Raw genomic sequence first — 24,747 nt, forward strand, 5'->3', positions numbered from 1 at the left:
CGTCGGTGTCGGCATTCACCGCACGTTCGTGTCCACTACCTCCGGGCGGACCCGCTGTTCACCGAAACAACCAGGGGGCCGCCGTCTTTCACCGCTCAGGAGCGCAGCAGGGGCGCCAGCGCGTCGAGTACCCGGCTGGCCAGCAGCGCCTTGGAACCGTGGTCGAGCGCCTGTTCGGTGCCGTCGGCGCCGAGCAGCCAGCCGTCGTTGGTGTCCACCTCGAAGGCCTTGCCCTCGCCCACGGCGTTGACCACCAGCAGATCGCACCCCTTGCGGGCCAGCTTGGCCCGCGCGTGGGTGAGCACATCGCCGTGTTCGTCGCCGGTCTCGGCGGCGAACCCGACGATCGCGGTGCCGGGCAGCTGGCCGTCCCGGCGGGACTGGACCAGCCCGGCGAGAATGTCGTCGGTCTTGGTCAGCGGGATGACGTCCGGCTCGCCGGCACCCTTCTTGATCTTGGCGGCCGCGACGTTGGTCGGCCGGAAATCGGCCACCGCCGCGGCCATGATCACCGCGTCGGCGCCGACGGCGTGCTTGTCGACCGCGGTCTTGAGCTGTTCGGCGGTGGTGATGTGCACCAGCTCGACCGCGGCGGGCGCCGCCATCTCGATGGTGTTGCCCGCGATGAGGGTCACCTGCGCACCGCGCTGGGCCGCCACCCTGGCCAGGGCATAGCCCTGTTTGCCGGAGCTGCGGTTGCCCAGGAACCGGACCGGGTCCAGCGGTTCGCGGGTGCCGCCCGCGGTGATCACCAGACGGCGGCCGACCAGGTCACGCGGCACGGCGTCCTGCCGTTCCTGCAGCAGCGACGCGAGGCCGAAGATCTCCTCCGGCTCCGGCAGCCTGCCCGGGCCGGTGTCGGTGCCGGTGAGCCTGCCGGAGGCGGGCTCCATCACGACGGCGCCGTGCCTGCGCAGGGTCTCGACGTTGGCCTGGGTGGCGGGGTGCTCCCACATCTCGGTGTGCATCGCGGGCGCGAACAGCACCGGACATCGGGCGGTGAGCAGGGTGGCGGTGAGCAGGTCGTCGGCGCGGCCGTGTGCCGCGCGGGCCATCAGGTCCGCCGTGGCGGGGGCGATGACGACGAGGTCGGCCTCCTGCCCGAGCCGGACGTGCGGCACTTCGGGTACATCGGTGAACACGTCGGTGTGCACCGGATTCCCGGACAGCGCCTCGAAGGTGGCCTTGCCGACGAACTGCAGCGCCGACTCGGTGGGGATCACCCGGACCTGATGGCCGGTCTCGGTGAACCGCCGGATCAACGCGCAGGCCTTGTAGGCGGCGATCCCGCCGCCGACGCCGACGACGATGCGTGTGCTCACTACGCCTCCGTGTTCATGCGGTCCTCGGCGGGGCGCCGAGGAGGAGTCACTCGCCTTCGGAGTGCTCGAGCAGGTCGGCGTGGATCTCGCGCAGCGCGACCGACAGCGGCTTCTCCTGCAGGCCGGGCTCGACCAGCGGGCCGACGTATTCGAGGATGCCGTCGCCGAGCTGGTTGTAGTAGTCGTTGATCTGCCGTGCCCGCTTGGCCGCGTAGATGACCAGCGCGTACTTCGACGACGTGCGCTCGAGCAGCTCGTCGATCGGGGGGTTGGTCAGACCGATCGGGGTGTCGTACGCGGGCGCGGTCTTGGTGTCGCTCACTCGTGAGGCTCCTGCGGCTTGTCGGTGGGTGCTTGTTTCGGTGGGTGTCTCGGTCGGGTATCGCGGATGGGTATCGCGATCCGAGTCGGCGGCCGGCACGCGGCGGCCGCCGGACCGGGCACTATCTCGAATTTGTGCTAACGAACAACGATACCAACTGCTCGCAGGCGCTGGTCACCTCGTCGTTCACGATGACGTTGTCGAACTCGTCACAGGCGGCGAGTTCGATCCTGGCGGTCTCCAGCCTGCGCGCGATCACCTCGGGTGTTTCGGTGCCGCGCGCGGTGAGCCGGGCGACGAGTTCGTCCCAGCTCGGCGGGGCCAGAAAGACCAGCCGCGCCTCCGGCATGACCTTGCGCACCGAGCGCGCCCCTTCGAGATCCACCTCGAGCAGCACGTTCTTGCCCGTCGCCAGTGCCTCGCGCACCGGGGCGGCAGGGGTACCCGAGCGCTGCAACCCGCCGTGGATCTCCGCCCATTCGAGCAGTTCACCGGCCTCGATCATGGCGTCGAACTCGGCCCGGGTGACGAACCGGTAGTCCCGGCCGTCGACCTCCCCGGGCCGGGGGGCCCGGGTTGTCGCCGACACACTGAAGACCAGTTCGGGCAGGCGTTCCCGCACGCACCGCACGACCGTCGATTTCCCCACGGCCGAGGGGCCGACCAGCACGACCAGCCGACCCTTCCGCGTGTGTTCGACCACCCTCGGAATCAGGCGTCGAAGTCGAACCGGGCCAGCAGCGCCTTGCGCTGCCGATCACCGAGTCCGCGCAGCCGGCGGGTGGGGGCGATCTCCAGCTCGCTCATGATCTCGGCCGCCTTGACCTTGCCGACCTTGGGCAGTGCCTCCAGCAGCGCCGACACCTTCATCTTGCCGAGGATCTCGTCGGTCTCGGCATCGGCGAGGACGCTCTTCAGGTCGGTGCCGCCACGCTTCAAGCGCTCCTTGAGCTCCGCCCGAGCGCGGCGAGCGGCAGCCGCCTTCTCCAGAGCAGCGGCGCGCTGCTCGTCAGTCAGCTGGGGAAGGGCCACGGTTCCTCCGTCTCATCGTTCATTGCTTCAACTGACCGCCGGTGAGCCGACGGTCTCAGCGACCGTACCCACGACGTCCGCCGATTGCGAACCCACCCCCCAGGTCAGCGCATGATTCCGCATGCCGTAAGGGCGAGCGGGGCCGGATGCGCGGCGCGCTCCGGTCACAGCCGCGATCGTACTCCCGATTTCACCGAAAACGCCGCTACCAGCGTTTTTCTCAGACGCCGCCCGGTTTGCCCACAGATAGCGACGGCAGGCCGGGCGCGCCTGGCAACCAATCAGCCTCCGACCAGGAATTTTCTGCGAATCGCCCGCGTGTCGCACACTTCGTCCGCGTGTCGCATCGAACACATGTCTCGAGGGGCGGGACGGTGCCCGGGCACGACGAACAGCCCCCGGGCGCCGGGCACCCGGGGGCTGTCGGAGGACGCGGCGGCCGCCGGCCGCTGTGCGGCGCGCACGCGCCGCCGGGCACCTCGGAATCGATCCAGCCGCGTTGACGCTGGAGAACGCCGTTCAGCGGGCAGCACGGCGGACTGTACCCACTCCGGCGCCGTTTCAAACCCCGGTCCGACCCGGGGCGGACTGCTCACCTCCGCAGGAACGCGAAGTCCTCCTGGAGCGCGGCCAGCCGCTCGCGCAGAGCCGACACCGACGGGCCGTGCCGCAGCACCTCGCGGGAGACGTTGGGCACGACCGCCGGAAGCAGGTCCGCGGGCACCAGCTCCCGCACGGATGCGGGACCACCGCCCTGGGCCCCCACGCCGGGCATCAGGATCGGGCCGTTGAGTCCGGCCAGCTCCGGCGCGGCGGTGAGGGTCGCGCCGACCACGACGCCGACCGACCCGAACTCCGCACGTGCGTTGCGGGCCGCGACCTCGTCGACCATCGTCTGAGCGACGCTGCGACCGCCGGCGCCGACGGCGGTCTGCACCTGCGCGCCCTCCGGATTGGAGGTCGCGGCCAGCACGAACACCCCCCGACCGCCCGCCGCGGCCAGCTCCAGCGCCGGGTCGAGCGACCCGAATCCGAGATACGGCGACACCGTCACCGCGTCCGAACCCAGCGGTCCGTCGCCGAGCCAGGTGCGGGCGTAGGCGGCCATGGTGGAGCCGATGTCACCGCGCTTGGCGTCGGCGAGCACCAGGGTGCCCGAGGCACGCAACACCTCGATGGTGCGTTCGAGCACGGCGATGCCCGCCGAGCCGTAGGCCTCGAAGAACGCGACCTGCGGCTTCACCAGCGCGACGGTGCCGTCGAAGGCCTCCACGCAGATCTCGGCGAAGCGCTCCAGACCCTCGGCGTCGTCGGTCAGCCCCCAGTCCGCCAGCAGCGGCGGATGCGGGTCGATGCCGACGCAGAGCGGACCGAAGCGGTCCATCGCGGCGCGCAACCGGGTACCGAACCCGGTCACGCCGCCACCGTGCCCGCTCACCCGCGCAGTGCCGAGTGCAGTTCCTGCAGGGACCGCACGCCGATGCCGCCGGTGATGCTGGCCTCGATGCCCTGCACCGCGGCCGCCGCGCCCTGCACCGTGGTGATGCAGGGAATGTTCACACCCACCGCGGCGGTGCGGATCTCGTAGCCGTCCACGCGCGGACCGGAGTTGCCGTACGGGGTGTTGAACACCATGTCGACCTCGCCGTCGCGGATCTGCTCCACGATCGTCGGCTCGTCGGCCGGGCCCGGCTCGGAGTGCTTACGCACCCGCTCGCACGGGATCCCGTTGCGCCGCAACATCTCCGCGGTGCCCTCGGTGGCCAGGATGCGGAACCCGAGGTCGTGCAGCCGCTTGACCGGGAACACCATCGCCCGCTTGTCGCGGTTGGCGATCGAGACGAACACGGTGCCCTCGGTCGGCAGCGAGCCGTAGGAGGCCGTCTGGCTCTTGGCGAAGGCGGTGCCGAAATCGGCGTCGATGCCCATCACCTCACCGGTCGACTTCATCTCCGGCGAGAGCAGCGAGTCCACGCCGCTGCCGTCGGCGCGACGGAAGCGGTGGAACGGCAGCACCGCCTCCTTCACCGCCACCGGCGCCTCCAGCGGCACGTGTCCGCCGTCGCCGGTCTCCGGCAGCATGCCCTCCTTGCGCAGCTCGGCGATGGTGGCGCCGAGCATGATCCGGGCCGCCGCCTTGGCCAGCGGCACCGCGGTGGCCTTGGAGACGAACGGCACCGTGCGGCTGGCGCGCGGATTGGCCTCGAGCACGTAGAGCACGTCGTCCTTGAGCGCGTACTGCACGTTCAGCAGGCCGCGCACCCCGATGCCCTTGGCCAGCGCGACGGTGGAGCGGCGCACCGCCTCGATGTCGCTGCGGCCCAAGGTGATCGGGGGCAGCGCGCACGCCGAGTCGCCGGAGTGGATGCCGGCCTCCTCGATGTGCTCCATCACACCGCCGAGGTAGACCTCGTCCCCGTCGCACAGCGCGTCCACGTCGATCTCGATCGCGTCCTCGAGGAACCGGTCGACCAGCACCGGGTGCTCGGGATTGAGTTCGGTGGCGCGGGAGATGTAGCCCTCCAGGGACTTCTCGTCGTAGACGATCTCCATGCCGCGGCCACCGAGCACGTAGGACGGGCGCACCAGCACCGGATACCCGATCCCGGCCGCGATCTTCTTGGCCTGCTCGACCGTGGTGGCGGTGCCGTACTTCGGCGCGGGCAGCCCGGCGGCGACCAGCACGTCACCGAACTCGCCGCGGTCCTCGGCCAGGTCGATAGCGGCGGCACTGGTACCGACCACCGGCACCCCGGCTTCGGTGAGCCGCTGCGCCAGGCCGAGCGGGGTCTGCCCGCCGAGCTGCACGATGACACCGGCGACGGTGCCCGACTCGCATTCGGCGTGGTAGACCTCGAGCACGTCCTCGAAGGTGAGCGGCTCGAAGTAGAGCCGGTCGGCGGTGTCGTAGTCGGTGGAGACGGTCTCGGGGTTGCAGTTGACCATCACCGTCTCGTAGCCGGCGGCCGACAGCGTCTGCGCGGCGTGCACGCAGGAGTAGTCGAACTCGATGCCCTGGCCGATGCGGTTCGGGCCCGACCCCAGGATGATGACCTTCTCGCGCTCGCGCTGCGGCGCCACCTCCGACTCCGCGGCCGGATCCAGCTCGTAGGCCGAGTAGTGGTAGGGCGTCTTGGCCTCGAACTCGGCGGCGCAGGTGTCGACGGTCTTGTACACCGGGCGCACCCCGAGCCGGTGCCGCAGCGCGCGGACACCGCTCTCCCCGGCCAGCTCCGGGCGCAGCGCGGCCAGCTGCCGGTCGGACAGGCCGTGGTACTTGGCCCGCCGCAGCAGCGGCTCGTCCAGCACCGGCGCGTCGAGGATCTCGCGGCGCAGCTCCACCAGCCCGGCGACCTCGGCCACGAACCACGGGTCGATGCCCGAGGCGGCGGCGACGTCCTCGATGCTCGCCCCGAGCCGCAGCGCCCGCTCCACCTGGTAGATCCGGCCCTCGGTCGGGACACGCAGGTCGGCGAGGATCTTCTCGATCGCCCCGGCCACGTCACCGTCGGCCGGCGCCCACGGGCCGTCGTCCTGGGTCCAGAAACCGGCGGCCTTGGTCTCGAGCGACCGCAGCACCTTGCCCAGCGCCTCGGCGAAGTTGCGACCAAGCGACATCGCCTCGCCCACCGACTTCATGGTGGTGGTCAGCGTGGGATCGGCGCCCGGGAACTTCTCGAACGCGAACCGCGGCGCCTTGACCACCACGTAGTCCAGCGTCGGCTCGAAGCAGGCCGGCGTCTCCTTGGTGATGTCGTTGACGATCTCGTCGAGGGTGTAGCCGATGGCCAGCTTGGCCGCGATCTTCGCGATCGGGAAGCCGGTGGCCTTGGAGGCCAGCGCCGAGGACCGCGACACGCGCGGGTTCATCTCGATGACGATCAGGCGGCCGTCGCGCGGGTTCACCGCGAACTGGATGTTGCAGCCGCCGGTGTCGACACCGACCTCGCGCAGGATGGCGATGCCCAGGTCGCGCAGCTTCTGGTACTCGCGATCGGTGAGGGTCATCGCCGGCGCGACGGTCATCGAATCACCGGTGTGCACGCCCATCGGGTCGACGTTCTCGATGGAGCAGACCACCACGACGTTGTCGCGGCCGTCGCGCATGAGCTCGAGCTCGTATTCCTTCCAGCCGAGGATGGACTCCTCGATCAGGACGTTGGCGGTCGGCGAGGCGGCCAGGCCGCCACCGGCGATCCGGTCCAGGTCCTCGTCGTTGTAGGCCATGCCCGAGCCGAGCCCGCCCATGGTGAACGAGGGCCGCACGACGACCGGGAAGCCCAGTTCGGCGACGGTCTCGCGGACCTCGTCCATGGTGAAGCAGACCCGCGAGCGGGCGCTCTCACCGCCGACCTTGGCGACGATGTCCTTGAACTTCTGCCGGTCCTCACCGCGCTGGATGGCGTCGAAGTCGGCGCCGATCAGTTCGACGCCGTACTTCTCCAGCACGCCGCGCTCGTGCAGCGCGACCGCGGTGTTGAGCGCGGTCTGCCCGCCGAGGGTCGCCAGGATCGCGTCGGGGCGCTCCTTGGCGATGACCTTCTCGACGAATTCGGGGGTGATCGGCTCGACGTAGGTGGCGTCGGCGAACTCGGGATCGGTCATGATCGTGGCCGGGTTCGAGTTCACCAGCGACACGCGCAGGCCCTCGGACTTGAGCACCCGGCACGCCTGGGTGCCGGAGTAGTCGAACTCGCAGGCCTGGCCGATGACGATCGGGCCCGAGCCGATCACCAGGATGTGCTTCAGATCCTCGCGGCGTGGCATCAGGCTCCTTCCATGAGACCGGCGAAGCGGTCGAACAGATATGCGGCATCGTGCGGACCCGCGGCGGCCTCGGGGTGGTACTGCACCGAGAAGGCGCGGCCGTCGAGCAGGCGCACCCCCTCGACGGTGCCGTCGTTGGCGCACACGTGGCTGATCTCGGCGCGGCCGAACGGGGTGTCGAACTGCTCGCCCCGCTCCCCTTCCAGCGCGAACCCGTGGTTCTGCGCGGTGATCGAGATGCGGCCGGTCTCGTGCTCGACGACCGGGATGTTGATGCCGCGGTGGCCGAACTTCATCTTGTAGGTCTCCCGGCCCAGCGCGCGGCCCAGGATCTGGTTGCCGAAGCAGATGCCGAACAGCGGCACGCCCCGTTCGAGCACGCCCTGGGTGATCGCGACCGCGTCGTTCTGGGTGGCCGGGTCGCCGGGCCCGTTGGACAGGAAGACCCCGTCCGGCTTCAGCTCCAGCACCTGGTCGAGCGAGGTGGTCGAGGGCACGACGTGTACCCGGATACCGCGCTGGGCGAACATGCGCGGGGTGTTGGTCTTGATGCCGAGGTCGACGGCGACGACGGTGAAGCGGTGATCGCCGGTCGGCTCGATCGTGTAGACCCCGTCGGTGCTGACCTCCTCGGCCAGGTCGGCGCCCAGCATCGAGGGCTGCCCGGTCACCCGGGCCAGCAGTTCCTCGGCGTCGGCGAGGGCGGCGCCGGAGAAGATGCCCGCCTTCATCGAGCCGCGGGTGCGCAGGTGGCGCACCAGGGCACGGGTGTCGATGCCGGCGATGCCGACGATGCCCTGGCGGTCCAGCTCGTCGGGCAGCGACCGGGTGGCGCGCCAGTTGGAGACCCGGCGCGCGGGATCGCGCACCGCGTATCCGGCGACCCAGATCCGCTGCGATTCGTCGTCCTCGTCGTTCCAGCCGGTGTTGCCGATCTGCGGCGCGGTGGCCACCACGATCTGGCGGTGGTAGCTCGGGTCGGTCAGGGTCTCCTGGTACCCGGTCATCGCGGTGCAGAACACCGCCTCACCGAGGGTCTGCCCGACCGCTCCGTAGGCCGTGCCGCGGAACACCCGGCCGTCCTCGAGCACCAGGGCGGCTGCAGTGTCTGCGCTCATCTCTCCTCTTCTCCCGTCATCGACGCGGCCCACGCCGGGTACACCGTCTTGTCGTCGCCGCGGAACCCGGTATCGATCTCGGTTCCGGTCGGCAGCTTCCAGCGAATTACCAGCACTCCATCTTCCGTCATCACTTTGCCCGCGTGTCCGCGTTCGGTGCGCACGGCCGTCACGGATTCGCTCGGAATCCAGATGGCCGCGGCGCCGCTGCGTTCGAGCAGAATTCCGCGTTCGAACTTCGTCAGTTCCGCGGTGGCGCGGAACCCGAGATCACCGACCGCGATCCGGTCCTGCCAGCTGGGTGCGATGGTGCTGCCCAGGTACAGGCCGGTGGTCGGCTCCAGCAACTGCGCGCCCAGCTCGGCGGGCACCGGCGGCAGTTCGCCGATGCGCTCGGCCTGGCGCGCGGCCCGGTTCTGCCACCCCCGGTACATCAGCCACAGGCCGAGCAGGAACAGCACCAGGCAACCCAGCACCCACAGTGTTCGTTCCATCACGCACCTCCCGCGCCCTGCGGCTGCGCCGCGCGACCGGCACGGGCGGTGATCCGTCCGCGCAGCAGTGTCATGGTCACCCTGGCCGGGAAGGTCATCTCCTCGAACGGGGTGTTGTTCGAGATGCTGGCCAGCTCGCTCGCGCGCACCGTCCAGGTCGCGTCCGGATCCACCAGCACCAGGTTGGCGGGCTCGCCGACCGCGATCGGACGGCCCTGGTCGTCGAGGCCGACGATCTCGGCGGGCCGCTCGCTCATCACCCGCGCCACTCCCCGCCAGTCCAGCAGCCCGGGCCGCACCATCGTCTCGACGACGATCGACAGGGCGGTCTCCAGACCGAGCATGCCGGGGCGGGCGGCGGCGAACTCGCAGCACTTGTCCTGCTCGGCATGCGGGGCGTGGTCGGTGGCGACGCAATCGATGATGCCCTCGGCCAGCGCCGCGCGCAGTGCCGCCGTGTCGGAGGCCTCCCGCAGCGGCGGGTTCACCTTGTTGACCGCGTCGTAGGTCTCCAGTCGCGAGTCGTCCAGCAGCAGGTGGTGCGGGGTGACCTCGGCGGTGATCGAAATACCTTGCGCCTTGGCCCATTTCACCAGCTCTGCGGTGCCCGCGGTGGAGGCGTGGCAGATGTGCACGCGCGCGCCCGCGTCCCGGGCCAGCAGCGCGTCGCGGGCCACGATCGATTCCTCGGCCGCGCGCGGCCAGCCCGCGAGCCCCAGGCGCGCCGCCGTCGGGCCCTCGTGGGCGACCGCGCCCTTGGTCAGTCGCGGCTCCTCGGCGTGCTGGGCGATCAGCACGCCGAGGGAGTTCGAGTACTCCAGCGCGCGGCGCATGATCAGCGGGTCGTAGACGCAGTGCCCGTCGTCGGAGAACATCCGCACCCCGCCGACCCCGGCGGCCATCGTGCCCATCTCGGCCAGTTGCTTGCCCGCCAGTCCGACCGTCACCGCGCCCACCGGGTGCACGTCGACCAGCCCGACCTCCTGACCGCGCCGCCACACATGGTCGGTGACGACCACCGAGTCGGCCACCGGGTTGGTGTTCGCCATCGCGAACACCGCGGTGTAGCCGCCCAGTGCGGCCGCGGCCGAGCCCGTCTCGATGGTCTCGGTGTCCTCGCGGCCGGGCTCGCGCAGGTGGGTGTGCAGATCGACGAAGCCGGGCAGCAGCACCTGGCCGCGCGCCTCGACGATCTCGGCGTCCACCACGCCCAGGTCCGTGCCGATCTGGCGGATCTCGCCCTCGTCGACGAAGACGTCGACCGGCTCACCCTCGCCGTAGAGGACGGCGCCCTTGATCAACAGTCCACTCATGCCCGCTCCTCCCGGTCGTGTGCCCCGCCGTTCACGCGATCGCCTCCTGCGCCCCGACCAGCAGCCGGAACAGCACCGCCATCCGCAGGTGCACACCGTTGGTCACCTGCTGCAGGACGGCGGCCTGCGGCGAATCCGCGACCGCGGAGGCGATCTCCATGCCGCGCAGCATCGGCCCGGGGTGCATCACCACCGCGTGCTCGGCCAGCAGCGCGAGCCTGCGCTCGGAGAGGCCGTAGTTGACCGAGTACTCCCGCGCCGACGGGAAGAACCCGCCGTTCATGCGTTCGGCCTGGACCCGCAGCATCAGCACCGCGTCGGCGCCGGGCAGTTCGGCGTCGAGGTGGTGGGAGACGCGGGCCGGCCAGCTCTGTACGCCCACCGGCAGCAGCGTGCGCGGCGCGACCAGCACCACCTCCGCGCCGAGGGTGTGCAGCAGGAAGACGTTCGAGCGGGCGACCCGGCTGTGCAGGATGTCGCCGACGATGACCACCCGTTTGCCCTCGATGTCGCCGAGGCGCTGCCGCAGGGTCAGCGCGTCCAGCAGGGCCTGGGTGGGGTGCTCGTGCATGCCGTCGCCCGCGTTGACGATCGCCGGACCGTGGGAGCGGCCCGACTCGCGCGCCCACCCGTCCATCCACCGCGCGATCTGATGGGCGGCGCCGGAGGCGGGATGGCGCACGATCAGCGCGTCCGCGCCCGCGGCGTGCAGGGTGAGCGCGGTGTCGCGCAGCGACTCACCCTTGGACACCGAGGACGAACTCGCACTGACGTTGATGACGTCGGCGCTCATCCACTTGCCCGCCACCTCGAAGGACACCCGGGTGCGCGTGGAGTTCTCGTAGAAGACCGTCATCACGGTGCGTCCGCGCAGCGTCGGCAGCTTGTGCACCTCGCGTCCGAGCAGCGCCTGTTCGAAGCGTTCGGCCTCGTCGAGCAGCTCGGTGGCGGCGGTGCGATCCAGATCGGTCACGCTCAGCAGATGTCGCACCGGCTAGCCCTCCTCGTGGTGGAGGTAGACGCCGTCGCGACCGTCGTGCTCGGTGAGCAGCACCGAGATGTCCTCGCTGCGGGAGGTGGGCACGTTCTTGCCCACGTAGTCGGCGCGGATCGGCAGCTCGCGGTGGCCGCGGTCGACCAGCACGGCCAGCTGCACCGCGCGCGGCCTGCCCAGATCGCGCAGGCCGTCCAGTGCCGAGCGCACCGTGCGTCCGGAGAAGAGCACGTCGTCGACCAGCACCACCAGCGCGTCCTCGATGCCGCCCTCGGGCACGGAGGTCCGTTCCAGCGGCCGGTGCGGGCGGGTGCGCAGATCGTCGCGGTACAGGGTGATGTCCAGCGAGCCGAGGGCGGGGCGCACGCCGGAGAATTCCTCGATCTTGTCGGTGAGCCGCGCGGCCAACGTGGTGCCGCGGGTCGGGATGCCGATCAGCACCACCCGCGGAGCGCCGGCATCGCCCGCGTCCAGCGCGGTCTTCTCGATGATCTGATGCGCCATCCGCGCGACGGTCCTGCCGACATCGGAAGCCGACAACAGCTCCCGCCCGGCGGCCACCCATTCGGGTGTGTGCCGCTGCGACTGCTCGGCGGACTTGGCGGCCCGATCTCCGGGCACAGCCATGCCGACCTCCTTCCCCGCCTCACCGGACGGTCCGTTAAAGGATGTCTTACGGCAAGCAGCCTAACAGCGCTCCGGACAGCGCTTTCACCAGGTACACGCGCTGTGAGCTGCCCCACGCGGCGAGTGTGAGCGGGCGCACGTCAGCGCTTGACCGCCAGCAGCAGGCCCGCGTCCAGATCGCCGGTGGCCTCCCCGCGGCCGAGCGGCGCGATGAGCTCGTCCCAGGACCGGAAGCTGGTGCGCCAGCCGCGCGCGGCCAAGCCGGCCTCCGCGTCGGGGCCGAGCCCCGGCGTCCCCGACGACCGCCGCCCGCCGCGCACCAGCTCCCGCAACGCCGCGTACTTCGGTTCCGCCGAGGGCACCACGAAACGCCCGACCTCGAAGGTGCTGCCCGGCGCGGACAATTCGGTGAGGGTGTCGGCGACCGCCCAGGCCGCATCGGTACCGAGATAGGCCAGCACGCCCTCATCGATCCAGTGCGTGGGCACCTCGGGCCGGAATCCGCTGTCCCGCAAGGCGTTACCCCAGTCGCCGCGCAGATCGGCGGGGAGCACGATCCGCTCGCACACCGGACGCGCACCGGCCTGGGCCAGCACGGATTCCTTGAACGCGAACAGTTCCGGCAGGTCGATCTCGAAGAACCGCGCGTGCGCGGGCAACGGCATCCGGAATGCGCGGGTGTCCAAACCCGCGCCGAGCAGGACGAACTGCGCGCAGCCCGCCGCGATCGCGGCGCGCACACCGTCGTCGACGAGCCGCACGCTGACCGTGCGGCCCTCGTAGAAGGCATCGGCGAGATCGAGCATGCTCGCCCAGCGGTCGTCGCCGTCGGGAGTGCCGACGAATTGGGCGCGGGCCGCTGCCACGAACACCGTGGCCAGCGGATCGTCGTAGAGCCGGTCGGGCCGGGCGGACTCGCGCGCCCGGATGACCGCGACGCCGATCGCCGTCATCGCCACACCCGCCCGCGGCGCCGTACCCGTCATCGCGATCCCTCCCCGTTCGGCCGTCCCCTTCGACGGTAGGCGAACCATCCCGCCCGCGGCGGCGGAACGGCACAGACCGATTTCCGCCACCCGCGCCGTGTGCACATATGTTCGAATGGCGGTAGGATCGTGCAGGTGACGGCATGGTTGCAGGGTTCCCTGCTCGACGGATTCGGCGAGGTCGAACTCGGCCCGCTCGCCGCCGCACGCCGCACGATCCTCGGCCGGGGCGCGTGGATCGACCTGCTGCCCGGCTGGCTCACCGGCGCGGACATCCTCTTCGACCGACTGGTGCGGGACGTGCCGTGGCAGGCCGAGCGGCGCCCGATGTACGACCGCGTCGTCGATGTCCCCCGCCTGCTGTGCCACTACCCCGAACAGGCCGAGCTGCCCGATCCGGTGCTCGCCGAGGCCCGTGCCGCACTCAGCGAGCACTACGCGGCCGAACTCGGCGAGCCCTTCCGCACCGCGGGCCTGTGCTTCTACCGCGACGGTCGCGACAGCGTCGCCTGGCACGGCGACACCATCGGCCGCGGCGGTACCCACGACACGATGGTCGCGATCGTCTCGTTGGGCGCACCCCGCGCCTTGGCGCTGCGACCGCGTGGCGGGGGTACGAGCCTGCGCTTCGAGGTCGGGCACGGCGACCTGCTCGTGATGGGCGGGTCGTGCCAGCGCACCTGGGAACACGCGGTGCCCAAGACCCGTAAACCGGTCGGCCCGCGCATCAGCGTCCAGTTCCGCCCACGCGGCGTGCTGTGACGGCGCTTGACCTCGAGCGCGGTTCAGGTACCAGCCTGAGGGCATGACCATCGAGAGCACCGCGCCGCGCGTCGTCCAGCACGACGATCACGACCACACCGCCGACATCACCGAGATCCGCCGCATCGTCGAGCGCGTCGAGACGGCCTACAACACCAACGACGCCGAGCTGATGACCGCCGACTTCACCCCGGACGCGACCGTGGTGAACGCGGTCGGCACCCGGATCTCGGGCCGGGCGGCGCTGCTGGCGGCCAACCGGGCCGGGCTCGCGGGCTTCCTGAAAGACCAGTACGTGCGCTACGACGTCACCGACATCGTCTTCCTGCGGCCCGATGTCGCGCTCGCCCACAAGGTCGCCCGCGCGACGACCGCCGACGGCGAGCTCATCGATCGCGAACCCGCGATGATCGCACTGTACGTGCTGATCCGCGAGAACGGCCGGTGGTGGACCGCCGCGCGTCAGAACACGCTTGTCCCGCACAAGGATTGAGCGTCCGGGCGGCACGGTCGCGGCGCTCGGCCGCGGACGATCGGGCGTCGGGTTCCGCGGCCCGATCCGGCGGCGGCGCGGGGCCCGTCGGGTCAGGTGCCGCGGACCAGCGACAGCACCACCTCGCGCATCGCGGCCGACACCCGCTCGGCCTGCCCGGCCCGCACCATCGCCGCCACCGGCTCGGCGCCGAGCGCCGCGAACAGCAGGGTGCCGACCGCCTCGGCGTCGATGTCGGGGCGCGCTTGGCGCAGCAGGTCGGTGACGTGCTCGGCCCAGAACGCGTGGAATTCGTCGCGTCGTGGATGCGGCGGGACCGCGTTGTAGGCGGCGACCAGTTCGACGTTGTCGGTCACCAGCTCGGTCATGGCGGCGAAGAATGCCACCAACCGGTCCGCGGGCGGAGCGCCCGGCCCCAGCGGCGGAGGTCCGGAGGCGACCGCTTCCCGCAGCGCCAGCGCGGGTTCGGCCATCAGCTCCTGGAGCAGACCCGCCCGGCTGCCGAACCGGTGGAAGATCGTGCCCTTGCCCACCCCCGCGACCGCGGCCACCCGTTCCATCGTGACGCCCTCGGCGCCGTGTTCGGCGAGCAGCGCCCTGGTGGCGGCCAGGATCGCCCGCCGGTTGCGCGCGGCGTCCGCGCGTTCGCGCGCCCGGCCCTCCGCCATGACATCCTCCTCGGCCGTTGACAAGTTGACCGCAGGTCCATACGTTCGGCAATCAACTGGACCAACAGTCAACTTATGGAGTTCTCGATGCGGGCAATCGTAATGACGGCAACCGGCGGACCGGAGGTCCTGGTCGCCACCGAAGTACCGGCGCCGCGCGCCGGCGCGGGGCAGATCCTCGTCCGGACGGAGGCGATCCCGGTGCTGTGGCCGGAATTGATGCTGCGGTCGGGGCAGTTCCCGACCGCGATCGCGCCGCCGCTGGTCTTCGGCTTCCAGGCCGCGGGCACCGTCGTCGAGGTGGGCGCGGGCGCCGATCCCGCGCTGCTGGGCGCCCGGGTGGTCGCCCAGACCGACGGCACCGGCAGTTACGCGGAGTACGTGGCGGCACGGGCCGAGGCCGCCACGCCGATCCCGGACGGCCTGGACACCGACACCGCCGCCGCGTTGCTCATGCCGGGCAGCGTGGCCACGGTGCTGCTGGAGACCGCCGCACTCACCGGTTCCGAAACGGTGCTGGTACAGGCGGGCGCGACGGGCATCGGCGCCCACTTGGTGCGTCACGCCAAGGCAGGAGGTGCCGCGCGCGTCATCGCCACGGCCGGAGGAGCGGCCAAACTGGCGCGAGCCGCCGACCTCGGCGCGGACACCGTGATCGATCACAACGAGCCGGACTGGCCCGAACGCCTGCGCTCCGCACTCGACGGGACGACCCTCGACGTCGTCTTCGACGCCATCGGTGGCGAGTCCGCCCGCACCCTGCTCGACCTGATGACCCCGCTGCGCGGTCGCATGCTGGTCTACGGCCTGCTCTCCGGCGCGCCGGCCCAGATCAGCGCCGCGGACGTCCTCGCGCGCGGACTCACGCTGGTCGGCTGCTCGGGCCCGCACTGGTCGGCGCGGGTCGGCGCGGCGGGACCGCGCGTCCTCGCCGAGGCCGTGGCCGGTCCGCGCGACCACGTCCAAACGGTCCTGCCCCTCGGCGAGGCCGCGGCCGCACACCGGCTGGTCGAATCGCGAAGCCCGCTGGGCAGTGTGCTGCTGCGGCCCGAAACCCTCACCGCGGACCGATGATCGGCGGCTCCCGCACCGGGTCCGGTTCGGGGGAGCCATCGGCGGTACGAGTACTCCGCGTGCCGACATACCGGCCGCACCCCCTCGGTGAGGGAGGCCGGCCGTGAGCCCGGCTCACGGCAGCGATCGCGACCGATCTCGACCGTCGGCTTGACCTCGAGTGCGGTCGAGGTTGCAGGATCGGTGTCGCGCTCGGCGCCCTCCGGGCCGGGCGTGGTTCCCGACGCCGTCCGCCACAGCGGCGGACGGTGGGCTCCCGCCGGTCCCGTACACCCCCGGCGGGAGCCGACGGGACGGAACCGGTTGCCGCTCAGGCGGAGACGGTGATCTCCCACTCGTACACGGTCAGCTCCGAGGCGCCCGTGACATGCAGCGGATCGGCGAACGCCAGCGCCCGCGCGTCGTCCAGGCTCTCGGCGAGCACCACATACGCGCCGCCGCTACCGTCGCAGAACTTGCCGCTCTCCACGAGCCGGCCGCCATCGAGCAGCTCGCGCAGGAACTGTCGGTGCGGTTCGATCACCGCGTCGGTGTAGCGCGGCGTGCGCATCGCCAGCACGAGATATTTGGTCACGCCTCGGGCTCCTGTCGCGGCGCCCTGGTCGCCGCCGCCGCGGCGCGCACCTGCGGTGCCACCAGCACGACCTGGCCGAGCACCCCGTTGACGAACGACGGCGAGTCGTCGGTGGACAGCTCCTTGGCCAGCTCCACCGCCTCGTCGACGGCCACCACCGGCGGCACATCGGTGGCGTGGAACAGCTCCCACACCGCCACCCGCAGGATCGCCCGGTCGACGGCGGGCAACCGCGACAGCGTCCAGTCCTGCAGATAGGACTCGATGGTGCCGTCGACGCGCTCGAGCTCGTCGGCCACGCCCTCCACCAGGGTGCGGGTGTAGGCGTGCAGCGGGGCGACCGACTGGTCCCGGGTGGCCAGATCGGCGCGCTCGGTCAGCAGGTCCGCGGCGTCGACGTCGCGGGCCTCCGCCTCGAACAACAGATCCACCGCGCGCCGCCGGGCCTTGTGCCGGGCGCCGAGCTTCTTGAACGTGGACTTCTTGTCCGCGGGCTGTTCGGCCACAGTCACATCATCCCGTCTGTACACATGGAAGCGGTAGCCGGTCCCGCCCACGGGCGAATCCGGCTACCGCCGCGGAGGTCGTGGATCAGGCGTTGACCCGGCCGAGGTAGCTGCCGTCGCGCGAGTCGATGCGCAGCTTGTCGCCGGTGTTGATGAACAGCGGCACCTGCACCTCGGCGCCGGTCTCCAGGGTGGCGGGCTTGGTGCCGCCGGTAGACCGGTCGCCCTGCAGGCCGATGTCGGTGTGGGTCACCTCGAGCTCGACCGAGACCGGCAGCTCGACGTAGAGCGGCGCGCCCTCGTGCATCGCGACCTGCACCGCCATGTTCTCCAGCAGGAAACGCGCGCTCGAGCCGATGGTGGCCTCGGAGATCGAGATCTGGTCGAAGGTCTCGCCGTCCATGAAGACGTAGTCCGAGCCGTCGTGGTAAAGGTAGGTCATGTCGCGCCGGTCCACGGTCGCGGTCTCGACCTTCACGCCCGCGTTGAACGTCTTGTCGACGATCTTGCCGGACACGACGTTCTTCAGCTTGGTCCGCACGAAGGCAGGGCCCTTACCCGGCTTGACGTGCTGGAATTCGACGATCTGCTGGAGCTGACCGTCGATCTTCAGCACGAGGCCGTTCTTGAAGTCGCTGGTGTCCGCCACTGTCTTCGGATCTCCTGTTCTCGGCTACCGGCGTCAATCGACGACGGTCAGGTCTTTGCTGGTGTGGGTGAGCAGCTCCGGGCCCCCTTCACGCACCACGAGCGTGTCCTCGATCCGGACCCCGCCGCGGCCGGGAAAGTACACACCTGGTTCGACGGTCACCGCCACGCCGGAGAGAAGTGTACCGGGCGCGTTCTTGGCGATTCCGGGCGCTTCGTGGATGCGCAGTCCGACCCCGTGCCCGAGGCCGTGCACGAACAGCTTGCCGTGGCCCGCCGCCTCGATCACCGAGCGGGACGCGGCGTCCACCTCGCCCGCGGCGACGCCGGGCCGCAGCGCCTTGCTCCCGGCCCGCTGTGCCTCGGCGACCAGCTCGTATACCTCGCGCTGCCAGTCGGCGGCGTGGCCGAGCACGAAGGTGCGGGTCATGTCGGAGTGGTAGCCGTCCACGACGGCGCCGAAATCGATCTTCACGAAATCGCCGGGGGCGAGCACCGCGTCGGTGGGCCGGTGATGCGGGATCGCGGAGTTGATTCCGGTGGCGACGATGGTCTCGAACGAGACCGCCTCGGCACCGTGCTCGAACATGGCCCATTCGAGGTCGCGGGCGACCTGGCGTTCGGTGCGGCCCGGGCGCAGGCCACCGCGAGCCAGCAGGGCGGCCAGCCCGGCGTCGCCCGCCGCGCAGGCGCGGCGCAGCTGTTCGACCTCGTAGGCGTCCTTGACCATGCGCAGCTGTTCGACCAGCCCGGGGGTGGCGACGAACTCCAGTCCGGTGCGCTGCTCGACGAAGCCGCGGTGCTGATCGACGGTGAGGACGTGGCTCTCGAAGCCGATCCGGCCCAGCTGCCATTCCCCGGCCAGCTCGACGATGCGCCGAGCGGTGGCCCGGGCGATCTCGGCGCGCAGGTCCGGCACCTGGGCGGCGACCTGGTCGCGATAGCGGCCGTCGGTGCCGAGCACCGTGCGGTCCTCGGCGTTGCGCATGTCCCACGAGTGCACGAGCAGGGCGGCGTTGGAGCCGGTGAAGCCGGTGAGGTACCTGATGTTCACCAGATCGGTGACCAGCAGGGCGTCGACCTCGTTCTCCACCAGCAGACTGCGCAACGCGCCCCGGCGCGCGGCGTAGTCGGGCACCAGGCCCGCGGGATCAGCAGACATGGCTCCAAGCTACCGCCCGGCCCACGACGCGCGAACGGCAACACGGGCGGCGGTGCGCCGGTACGGACGACGCCGCGACCGGCTGCCGACCTCGGCGGGAGGTGCGATCCTGGCCTGGCCCGTGCGCCCCGCCGACGGCAATCGTGCTCGGCGTCTGTTCACAATCCGTTCGGTCATCCACAGTTCCGGAATGCGCGGCCCCGCACCGGCCCTCGGTCATCGACGCTGGTCGTCATGACCTCGTTCGCGTTCGTCCTGCTGGCCGCCTGGTGCGCGGCACTCACCGTCATCGATCTGCGCACCCGCCGATTGCCCAACGTGCTGACCGGGATCGGGGCCGCGGCGGTACTCGGCTACGCCGCCGGCTCCGGGCGGCTCGGTGTCGCGCTCGGCGGTGCGCTCCTGCTGGCACTGCCCTACCTGCTCGTCCACCTGCTCGCGCCGACCGCCTGCGGCGCGGGTGATGCGAAGCTCGCGGTGGGGCTGGGCGCGGCGGCGGGATTGGGCGGGTCGACGGCGTGGGTGGCCGCGGCGTTGGGTGGGCCGCTGCTCACCGCGGCGGTCGGGCTGGTGGTGCTCGGCGCGCGCGGGCCCGCGGCCCGGGGCTCCCCCGCCGACCGGCGGTTGCCGCACGGGCCCGCCATGTGCGCGGCGACGCTCCTCGCGCTCCTGCCCGTCGCCGGGTGATCGCGCGGCAACGGCCCGGGTGCGCACCGCGATGGACAAGACGTCCCCCTCGTTCACCCCCACGACGTGCCCGTCGTCACGGCGGACCGGATGCCGGAACACCGGCGCCGACATGAAAGGATGGAAGCCGTGCTGCGCTGGATAACTGCCGGAGAATCCCATGGTCCTGCTCTCGTCGCCATCCTGGAGGGGATGGTCGCGGGCGTCGAGGTGACCTCCGAGGACATCTCCGCACAGCTCGCGCGCCGCAGGCTCGGTTACGGGCGCGGCGCCCGTATGAAGTTCGAGGCCGACAAGGTCACCATGGTCGGCGGCGTGCGGCACGGCCGCACCATGGGCGGTCCGGTCGCCATCGAGGTGGCCAACTCCGAATGGCCGAAGTGGACCACCGTCATGTCCGCCGATCCGGTCGACCCGGCCGAACTCGCCGACCTGGCCCGCAACGCGCCGCTCACCCGGCCGCGCCCCGGGCACGCCGACTACTCGGGCATGCTCAAGTACAACTTCGACGATGCGCGCAACGTGCTCGAACGGGCAAGTGCCCGCGAGACCGCGGCCCGCGTGGCGGCGGGCACGGTGGCGCGCAACTTCCTGCGCCAGGCGCTCGGTGTCGAGGTCGTCTCGCACGTCGTCGCCATCGGCACGGCCGCCAACACCACCGGCGTCGTCCCCACCGCGGCGGATCTCGCCACCGTCGACGAGAGTCCGGTGCGCGCGTTCGACGCCGCGGCCGAGGCCGCGATGATCGCCGAGATCGAGGCCGCCAAGAAGGACGGCGACACCCTCGGCGGTGTCGTCGAGGTGATCGTGGAGGGCCTTCCGGTCGGGCTCGGCTCCTTCACCAGCGGGGAAAACCGTCTCGACTCGCGCCTGGCGGCCGCGCTGATGGGCATCCAGGCGATCAAGGGCGTCGAGGTCGGCGACGGTTTCGAGACCGCGCGCCGCCGCGGCAGCCAGGCGCACGACGAGATGCGTCCCGGCCCGGACGGTGTACTGCGGTCCACCAACCGGGCGGGCGGCCTCGAGGGCGGCATGACCAACGGCGAGCCGCTGCGGGTGCGCGCGGCGATGAAGCCGATCTCCACGGTGCCGCGCGCGCTGGCGACCGTCGACATGACCACCGGCGAGGAGGCGGTGGCCATCCACCAGCGCTCGGACGTGTGCGCGGTGCCCGCCGCCGGTGTGGTGGCCGAGGCGATGGTGGCGCTGGTCGTCGCCCAGGCCGCGCTGGAGAAGTTCGGCGGCGACTCGCTCACCGAGACCGTCGACAACATCACCAGCTACGTCAAGCGGATCAGCACCCGCCCGCACGTCCCGGCGGACAGTCGGCCGCAATGATCGTCCAGACCGACCCGCGCGCGCCGCGTGTGGTGCTGGTCGGACCGCCGGGGGCGGGCAAATCCACGATCGGCCGCAAGCTCGCGAAAGAACTGGGCGTCGACCTCTACGACACCGACGCCGGGATCGAACGCGAGACCGGTCGCACCATCCCGGAGATCTTCGCCGCCGACGGCGAGCCCGAGTTCCGCCGGATCGAGGAGCGCGTGGTGCGCCGGGCGATCCTCGCCGAACGCGGCGTGGTCTCCCTCGGCGGGGGCGCGGTGTTGTCGGCGAACACCAGGGCGCTCTTGCGCAACCGCACCGTGGTGTATCTGGAGATCAGCGTGGCCGAGGGGCTGCGCCGCACCGGCGCGAGCAACCAGCGCCCGCTGCTCAACGGCGACGACCCCGGCGCGAAGTACCGCGAGCTGATGCGCACCCGGCGCCCGCTCTACCGGGAGGTCGCCACGGTGCGCGTGCGCACCGACGGCCGCAGCCCCAGCCGGGTGGTCCGGATGATCCTGACGAAGCTCGGCATCGACCCGGTGGTCCCGGCGACGGAGCCCGAACCGGCCGAGAACACCGCCTCGCCGGCCGCGCCGAACTCGCGAGCGGGCAGTCGTTCTCGCGCCCGCCGACGCGCCCGTGCCCGGGCGGCAGCCCGCCGACGCGCCGCCGCCGAGGGCGGCACGCCGGACCCCGACGCGCCGTCATCGGCGGCGGCCGGGCAGGTCGTCGACGGTTCGGGCAGCCTCACCCCCGCGGCCACGACCGCGCCGGACCCGGCCCCGCCGCCGACCCGCTCGGCCGCGCAGGACGCGGCAGGACCGGCAGCCGAGTCCCCCACCGCGGATCGACCGGCCGCCCCGACGCCGGGCAGCTCACCGGACCCCACGGCTTCCGCAACGGCGATGCCCACGGAAACTCCCGGCGCCGACCAGGATTCGACCCGCGATGCCCGGCACCACGCGAGCACGCCGGGACGCGCCCCCGTCCGCCGACGACCACGACGGCGCCGCGGCCGCAGCACCGATCCGACGTCGACCGACCGCAGAGACCGCGTGACGACCTCCGACGCTCCGCCCGCCGACGAGACGACCGACACCGCCGCGTCCACACCCGGCCGGCCCGACCGCTCCCCCGACCGGCCGCGCGCACACCGGTCCGGTGACCGCACCCGTCATGCCGCTCCCCGCAGCACACGCGCGCCTGCGGACCGGCCCGCGAACGACGCGGCGACCGGCCCCGGTCCCGACGGTCCGGACGCCCATATCCCGCAGCACGACGGGGCGGATCCGCGCGAGCTCTCCGCGCCACGGTCCCCGTCGAGCGCCGACGAGAAGCCCAGTACCGCAACCTCTTCCGCTCCCCGTTCCGGTGCGGGCGGATCGACCTCCACCGGCGGGCGCAGCCGGCGCGCTCGCGCCCGGCGCGCTCGCGGGCGCGCACCCAAGCAGGCACGAACAGAATCGGAGCAGCAGTCGTGACAGAGCCGAGTCGTATCCAGGTCCGCACCGCCGACCCGTACCCGGTGATCATCGGCCGCGGGCTGCTCGGCGAACTCGTCGAGTCGGTCACCGGCGCCACCTCCGGCGTGCGCACCGTCGCGATCTTCTACCAACCGCCGCTGGCCGAAACCGCCGAGGTGGTGCGAAAGGCCCTGGCGGACACGGGTATCGACGCGCACCGGGTGGAGATCCCGGACGCCGAAGCGGGCAAGGATCTGGCCGTCGCCGGCTTCTGCTGGGAGGTGCTGGGCCGGATCGGGCTGACCCGCAACGATGTGGTGGTCAGCCTCGGTGGCGGCGCCGCCACCGATCTGGCCGGTTTCGTGGCCGCCACCTGGATGCGCGGGGTGCGGATCGTGCACGTGCCGACCACGCTGCTGGCGATGGTCGACGCCGCCGTCGGCGGCAAGACCGGCATCAACACCGAGGCGGGCAAGAACCTGGTCGGCTGCTTCCACGAACCGACGGCCGTGCTGGTGGACCTGGCGACCCTGGAGACGGTGCCGCGCAACGAGATCGTCGCGGGCATGGCCGAGATCATCAAGGCGGGCTTCATCGCCGATCCGGTGATCCTCGAACTGGTGGAACGCGACCCGCAGGCCGCCCTCGACCCGGCCGGTCCGGTGCTGCCGGAGCTGATCCGGCGGGCGATCCAGGTCAAGGCCGATGTGGTGGCCGCCGATCTGAAGGAATCGAGCCTGCGCGAGATCCTCAACTACGGCCACACTCTCGGCCACGCCATCGAACGTCGCGAGCGGTACCGGTGGCGCCACGGCGCGGCGGTGGCCGTGGGTCTGGTCTTCGCCGCCGAACTGGGTCGCCTGGCCGGGCGTCTCGACGACGCGACCGCCGACCGGCACCGCACCATCCTCGAGGCCGTGGGCCTGCCCACCACCTATGACGCCGACGCGCTGCCGCAGCTGCTCGATGCGATGCAGACCGACAAGAAGACCCGCTCGGGCGTGCTGCGGTTCGTCGTGCTCGACGGGCTCGCCAAGCCGGGGCGGCTGGAGGGCCCCGATCCGTCCCTGCTGGCGGCCGCCTACTCGGCCATCGCCCGCGAGGAGAGCCCCAGCGGCGGCGCGATCCTGCTCTGAGCGGCGCTCACCGCCGGTCCGCGGAATCGGTGGCGTACGAGGGCAGTTCGTAGTCGTCGGTGCCGCTCATCATGGCGAGCAGCAGCGGGCGGAAGGGCCGCGCGACCATCGCCCGGGTCACCAGGCGGGTGAGCGCCACGCCGGCACGGGTGGTGGGCACCATCATCGCCAGCCCACCACCCGGCAGCTCCTTGGCCTTGTCCAGGAACGGCGTGACCCGCGCCTCGTAGCGCGCGAGCCCGCCCATCGGATCGTCCGGATCGGCCGCGAGTTCCCCGGCGAGCAGGTAGGCACCGACCAGTGCCATCGCGGTTCCCATGCCCGACAGCGGTGAGCCGCAGTAGCCCGCGTCGCCGAGCAGCACGACCCGTCCGGTGGACAGGCTCGGCATATCGATGCGGGCCAGCTCGTCGAAGTAGAAGTCGGACGCCGTGTCCATCGCGTCGAGCACGGTCGGTGTCAGCCAGCCCGCGCCGTGCAACATGCGGCGGATGAGCTGCTGCTGGGCGGTCACGTCGCCGCGCAATGCCGGATCGGCCGCCGTGCGCAGCATGATCACGGCTTTCGCGGTGCCCGGCTCGGCATCGGGGCGAATGCCCAGCGCCGCCCCCGGCACCGTGTGCATCGCCAGCCAGCCGGGCTCGACGCCGGCGGGTGTGGGCAGGGTGAAGTACGAGGTGTAGCCACCGAGGTAGGTCTTGTAGTTCTCCTCCGGGCCGAACGCCAGGCGCCTGGTGGCCGAGTGCACGCCGTCGGCGCCGATGACCAGGTCGAAGCGCCCGGTGGCACCGGAGGTGAAGCCGACCGTCACCCCGGCGTCGTCGGGACGCAGTGTGTCGATCGACTCGCCGTAGCGGTAGTCGAGTCGGCCGGGAGCCGCGGCCAGCGCGTCCAGCAGTACCCGGTTGAGATCGCCGCGGGTGATCTCGATCTCGGCGATCGGCCCCTTGCCCTCGAACATCGCCACGGGCATCCGCACCCAGGCGCGCCCGCGTCCATCCACGTAGGACATCCCCCGCTCATCGATGCGGTGGCGGGTGATGCCCGGCATCAATCCCATCCGCTCGGCCACCTCGCGGCTGGGTCCGCGCAGGTCCACCGCCTGCCCGCCCGGCCGCGGCGCGGCGGCCCGCTCCACGACGGTGGTCCGGATTCCGGAGCGAATCAATGCCAGCGCCACCGCGTTCCCGGCGATGCCACCGCCGCTGACCAGCACGTGCAACTTGCTCATCACGATCACTTCCCTGCTTGAACGTTTGTGTAAGACAAATGT

The 24,747-nt window shown here is 71.6% G+C and carries 24 protein-coding genes and 1 pseudogene; 7 read left to right on the forward strand and 18 right to left on the reverse strand.

The features are described 5' to 3' along the window. Positions 1–95 precede the first annotated feature (95 nt). The 12 genes from coaBC to CRM89_RS12100 all read right to left on the reverse strand — a co-directional run bounded on the left by coaBC (position 96) and on the right by CRM89_RS12100 (position 12,975). Positions 96–1,322, reverse strand: a complete 1,227-nt coding sequence (gene coaBC, locus CRM89_RS12045) for a bifunctional phosphopantothenoylcysteine decarboxylase/phosphopantothenate--cysteine ligase CoaBC (RefSeq protein ID WP_011210147.1) — start codon at positions 1,320–1,322, stop codon at positions 96–98. Between the two features lie 46 nt (positions 1,323–1,368). Further along, positions 1,369–1,644 (reverse strand): DNA-directed RNA polymerase subunit omega, encoded by a 276-nt coding sequence (rpoZ, locus tag CRM89_RS12050; protein WP_011210148.1) that lies wholly within the window; start codon positions 1,642–1,644, stop codon positions 1,369–1,371. Between the two features lie 121 nt (positions 1,645–1,765). Beyond that, complete coding sequence (gmk, locus tag CRM89_RS12055; RefSeq protein WP_098084036.1) at positions 1,766–2,347, reverse strand: guanylate kinase; 582 nt, start codon at positions 2,345–2,347, stop codon at positions 1,766–1,768. Positions 2,348–2,355: 8 nt separating this feature from the next. Next, complete coding sequence (gene mihF, locus CRM89_RS12060) at positions 2,356–2,676, reverse strand: integration host factor, actinobacterial type (protein WP_011210150.1); 321 nt, start codon at positions 2,674–2,676, stop codon at positions 2,356–2,358. Positions 2,677–3,268: 592 nt separating this feature from the next. Further along, entirely contained in the window at positions 3,269–4,093 is an 825-nt protein-coding gene (pyrF, locus tag CRM89_RS12065) for an orotidine-5'-phosphate decarboxylase (protein ID WP_098084037.1), read from the reverse strand. Positions 4,094–4,110: 17 nt separating this feature from the next. Further along, on the reverse strand, positions 4,111–7,443 hold the full coding sequence (gene carB, locus CRM89_RS12070; protein WP_098084038.1) for a carbamoyl-phosphate synthase large subunit: 3,333 nt from the start codon (positions 7,441–7,443) through the stop codon (positions 4,111–4,113). Then, complete coding sequence (gene carA, locus CRM89_RS12075; RefSeq protein WP_011210153.1) at positions 7,443–8,561, reverse strand: glutamine-hydrolyzing carbamoyl-phosphate synthase small subunit; 1,119 nt, start codon at positions 8,559–8,561, stop codon at positions 7,443–7,445. Before carA ends, carB begins: the two co-directional genes overlap by 1 nt. Next, positions 8,558–9,055 carry a hypothetical protein gene (locus tag CRM89_RS12080; RefSeq protein ID WP_041560241.1) on the reverse strand — a complete coding sequence of 166 codons (498 nt, stop codon included), beginning with the start codon at positions 9,053–9,055 and terminating at the stop codon, positions 8,558–8,560. The genes carA and CRM89_RS12080 overlap by 4 nt, the downstream gene beginning before the upstream one ends. Continuing rightward, entirely contained in the window at positions 9,055–10,368 is a 1,314-nt protein-coding gene (locus CRM89_RS12085) for a dihydroorotase (protein ID WP_098084039.1), read from the reverse strand. The genes CRM89_RS12080 and CRM89_RS12085 overlap by 1 nt, the downstream gene beginning before the upstream one ends. Before the next feature lie 31 nt (positions 10,369–10,399). Then, positions 10,400–11,359: an aspartate carbamoyltransferase catalytic subunit gene (locus tag CRM89_RS12090; RefSeq protein ID WP_011210156.1), complete on the reverse strand. Its 960-nt coding sequence runs from the start codon at positions 11,357–11,359 to the stop codon at positions 10,400–10,402. Positions 11,360–11,362: 3 nt separating this feature from the next. Beyond that, positions 11,363–11,989 carry a bifunctional pyr operon transcriptional regulator/uracil phosphoribosyltransferase PyrR gene (gene pyrR / locus CRM89_RS12095; RefSeq protein WP_060590131.1) on the reverse strand — a complete coding sequence of 209 codons (627 nt, stop codon included), beginning with the start codon at positions 11,987–11,989 and terminating at the stop codon, positions 11,363–11,365. A 140-nt stretch (positions 11,990–12,129) separates the two neighbouring features. Then, a complete protein-coding gene (locus tag CRM89_RS12100; RefSeq protein ID WP_098084040.1) occupies positions 12,130–12,975 on the reverse strand; it encodes a class I SAM-dependent methyltransferase in 846 nt (281 codons plus the stop codon). A 135-nt stretch (positions 12,976–13,110) separates the two neighbouring features. Between CRM89_RS12100 and CRM89_RS12105 the strand changes: the two genes are divergently transcribed. Together CRM89_RS12105 and CRM89_RS12110 are read left to right on the forward strand one after the other, a co-directional pair. Then, on the forward strand, positions 13,111–13,737 hold the full coding sequence (locus CRM89_RS12105; RefSeq protein WP_060593245.1) for an alpha-ketoglutarate-dependent dioxygenase AlkB: 627 nt from the start codon (positions 13,111–13,113) through the stop codon (positions 13,735–13,737). Positions 13,738–13,780: 43 nt separating this feature from the next. Further along, positions 13,781–14,230: an SgcJ/EcaC family oxidoreductase gene (locus tag CRM89_RS12110; protein ID WP_011210160.1), complete on the forward strand. Its 450-nt coding sequence runs from the start codon at positions 13,781–13,783 to the stop codon at positions 14,228–14,230. A 92-nt stretch (positions 14,231–14,322) separates the two neighbouring features. On the opposite strand, the gene CRM89_RS12115 is transcribed toward CRM89_RS12110, so the two are convergent. Next, on the reverse strand, positions 14,323–14,898 hold the full coding sequence (locus CRM89_RS12115; protein WP_098084041.1) for a TetR/AcrR family transcriptional regulator: 576 nt from the start codon (positions 14,896–14,898) through the stop codon (positions 14,323–14,325). 87 nt (positions 14,899–14,985) lie between these two features. On the opposite strand from CRM89_RS12115, the gene CRM89_RS12120 reads away from it, so the two are divergent. Beyond that, on the forward strand, positions 14,986–15,972 hold the full coding sequence (locus tag CRM89_RS12120) for a zinc-binding dehydrogenase (protein ID WP_098086962.1): 987 nt from the start codon (positions 14,986–14,988) through the stop codon (positions 15,970–15,972). A gap of 310 nt (positions 15,973–16,282) precedes the next feature. On the opposite strand, the gene CRM89_RS12125 is transcribed toward CRM89_RS12120, so the two are convergent. The 4 genes from CRM89_RS12125 to CRM89_RS12140 form a co-directional block, all read right to left on the reverse strand. After that, positions 16,283–16,546 carry a YciI family protein gene (locus tag CRM89_RS12125; RefSeq protein WP_011210163.1) on the reverse strand — a complete coding sequence of 88 codons (264 nt, stop codon included), beginning with the start codon at positions 16,544–16,546 and terminating at the stop codon, positions 16,283–16,285. Then, positions 16,543–17,052 carry a transcription antitermination factor NusB gene (gene nusB / locus CRM89_RS12130; RefSeq protein ID WP_011210164.1) on the reverse strand — a complete coding sequence of 170 codons (510 nt, stop codon included), beginning with the start codon at positions 17,050–17,052 and terminating at the stop codon, positions 16,543–16,545. The genes CRM89_RS12125 and nusB overlap by 4 nt, the downstream gene beginning before the upstream one ends. An 85-nt stretch (positions 17,053–17,137) precedes the next feature. Next, positions 17,138–17,701: an elongation factor P gene (gene efp / locus CRM89_RS12135; RefSeq protein ID WP_011210165.1), complete on the reverse strand. Its 564-nt coding sequence runs from the start codon at positions 17,699–17,701 to the stop codon at positions 17,138–17,140. A 33-nt stretch (positions 17,702–17,734) separates the two neighbouring features. Beyond that, positions 17,735–18,862, reverse strand: a complete 1,128-nt coding sequence (locus tag CRM89_RS12140) for a Xaa-Pro peptidase family protein (RefSeq protein ID WP_172964506.1) — start codon at positions 18,860–18,862, stop codon at positions 17,735–17,737. A gap of 234 nt (positions 18,863–19,096) precedes the next feature. Here CRM89_RS12140 and CRM89_RS12145 point away from each other — a divergent pair, with 234 nt between their 5' ends. From CRM89_RS12145 to aroB, 4 genes and pseudogenes are all read left to right on the forward strand, one after another. Next, the gene (locus CRM89_RS12145) at positions 19,097–19,549 is read left to right on the forward strand and encodes a prepilin peptidase (RefSeq protein WP_062954112.1); all 453 of its coding nucleotides are present in this window, start codon (positions 19,097–19,099) and stop codon (positions 19,547–19,549) included. A gap of 120 nt (positions 19,550–19,669) precedes the next feature. Next, positions 19,670–20,887, forward strand: a complete 1,218-nt coding sequence (gene aroC, locus CRM89_RS12150; protein ID WP_011210168.1) for a chorismate synthase — start codon at positions 19,670–19,672, stop codon at positions 20,885–20,887. Next, positions 20,884–21,546 (forward strand): annotated as a pseudogene (locus tag CRM89_RS31695) (shikimate kinase); the annotation flags it as partial. The gene aroC and the pseudogene CRM89_RS31695, both read left to right, overlap by 4 nt. Positions 21,547–22,352: 806 nt before the next feature. Next, on the forward strand, positions 22,353–23,474 hold the full coding sequence (gene aroB, locus CRM89_RS12160; RefSeq protein ID WP_011210170.1) for a 3-dehydroquinate synthase: 1,122 nt from the start codon (positions 22,353–22,355) through the stop codon (positions 23,472–23,474). A 7-nt stretch (positions 23,475–23,481) separates the two neighbouring features. Here the strand turns inward: aroB and CRM89_RS12165 are convergent, their stop codons facing one another. Then, on the reverse strand, positions 23,482–24,705 hold the full coding sequence (locus tag CRM89_RS12165; protein WP_098086964.1) for an FAD-dependent monooxygenase: 1,224 nt from the start codon (positions 24,703–24,705) through the stop codon (positions 23,482–23,484). Positions 24,706–24,747: the final 42 nt, after the last annotated feature.

The organism is Nocardia sp. FDAARGOS_372 (assembly GCF_002554515.1).
Lineage (GTDB): Bacteria > Actinomycetota > Actinomycetes > Mycobacteriales > Mycobacteriaceae > Nocardia > Nocardia farcinica.

Coding starts and splice junctions, on each gene's coding strand:
- carB (WP_098084038.1), bottom strand. CDS start 7,443: ATGCCACGCCGCGAGGATCTGAAGCACATCCTGGTGATCGGCTCGGGC.
- carA (WP_011210153.1), bottom strand. CDS start 8,561: ATGAGCGCAGACACTGCAGCCGCCCTGGTGCTCGAGGACGGCCGGGTG.
- CRM89_RS12080 (WP_041560241.1), bottom strand. CDS start 9,055: ATGGAACGAACACTGTGGGTGCTGGGTTGCCTGGTGCTGTTCCTGCTC.
- CRM89_RS12085 (WP_098084039.1), bottom strand. CDS start 10,368: ATGAGTGGACTGTTGATCAAGGGCGCCGTCCTCTACGGCGAGGGTGAG.
- pyrR (WP_060590131.1), bottom strand. CDS start 11,989: ATGGCTGTGCCCGGAGATCGGGCCGCCAAGTCCGCCGAGCAGTCGCAG.
- CRM89_RS12100 (WP_098084040.1), bottom strand. CDS start 12,975: ATGACGGGTACGGCGCCGCGGGCGGGTGTGGCGATGACGGCGATCGGC.
- CRM89_RS12110 (WP_011210160.1), top strand. CDS start 13,781: ATGACCATCGAGAGCACCGCGCCGCGCGTCGTCCAGCACGACGATCAC.
- CRM89_RS12115 (WP_098084041.1), bottom strand. CDS start 14,898: ATGGCGGAGGGCCGGGCGCGCGAACGCGCGGACGCCGCGCGCAACCGG.
- CRM89_RS12120 (WP_098086962.1), top strand. CDS start 14,986: ATGCGGGCAATCGTAATGACGGCAACCGGCGGACCGGAGGTCCTGGTC.
- CRM89_RS12140 (WP_172964506.1), bottom strand. CDS start 18,862: ATGTCTGCTGATCCCGCGGGCCTGGTGCCCGACTACGCCGCGCGCCGG.
- CRM89_RS12145 (WP_062954112.1), top strand. CDS start 19,097: ATGACCTCGTTCGCGTTCGTCCTGCTGGCCGCCTGGTGCGCGGCACTC.
- aroC (WP_011210168.1), top strand. CDS start 19,670: ATGGAAGCCGTGCTGCGCTGGATAACTGCCGGAGAATCCCATGGTCCT.
- CRM89_RS12165 (WP_098086964.1), bottom strand. CDS start 24,705: ATGAGCAAGTTGCACGTGCTGGTCAGCGGCGGTGGCATCGCCGGGAAC.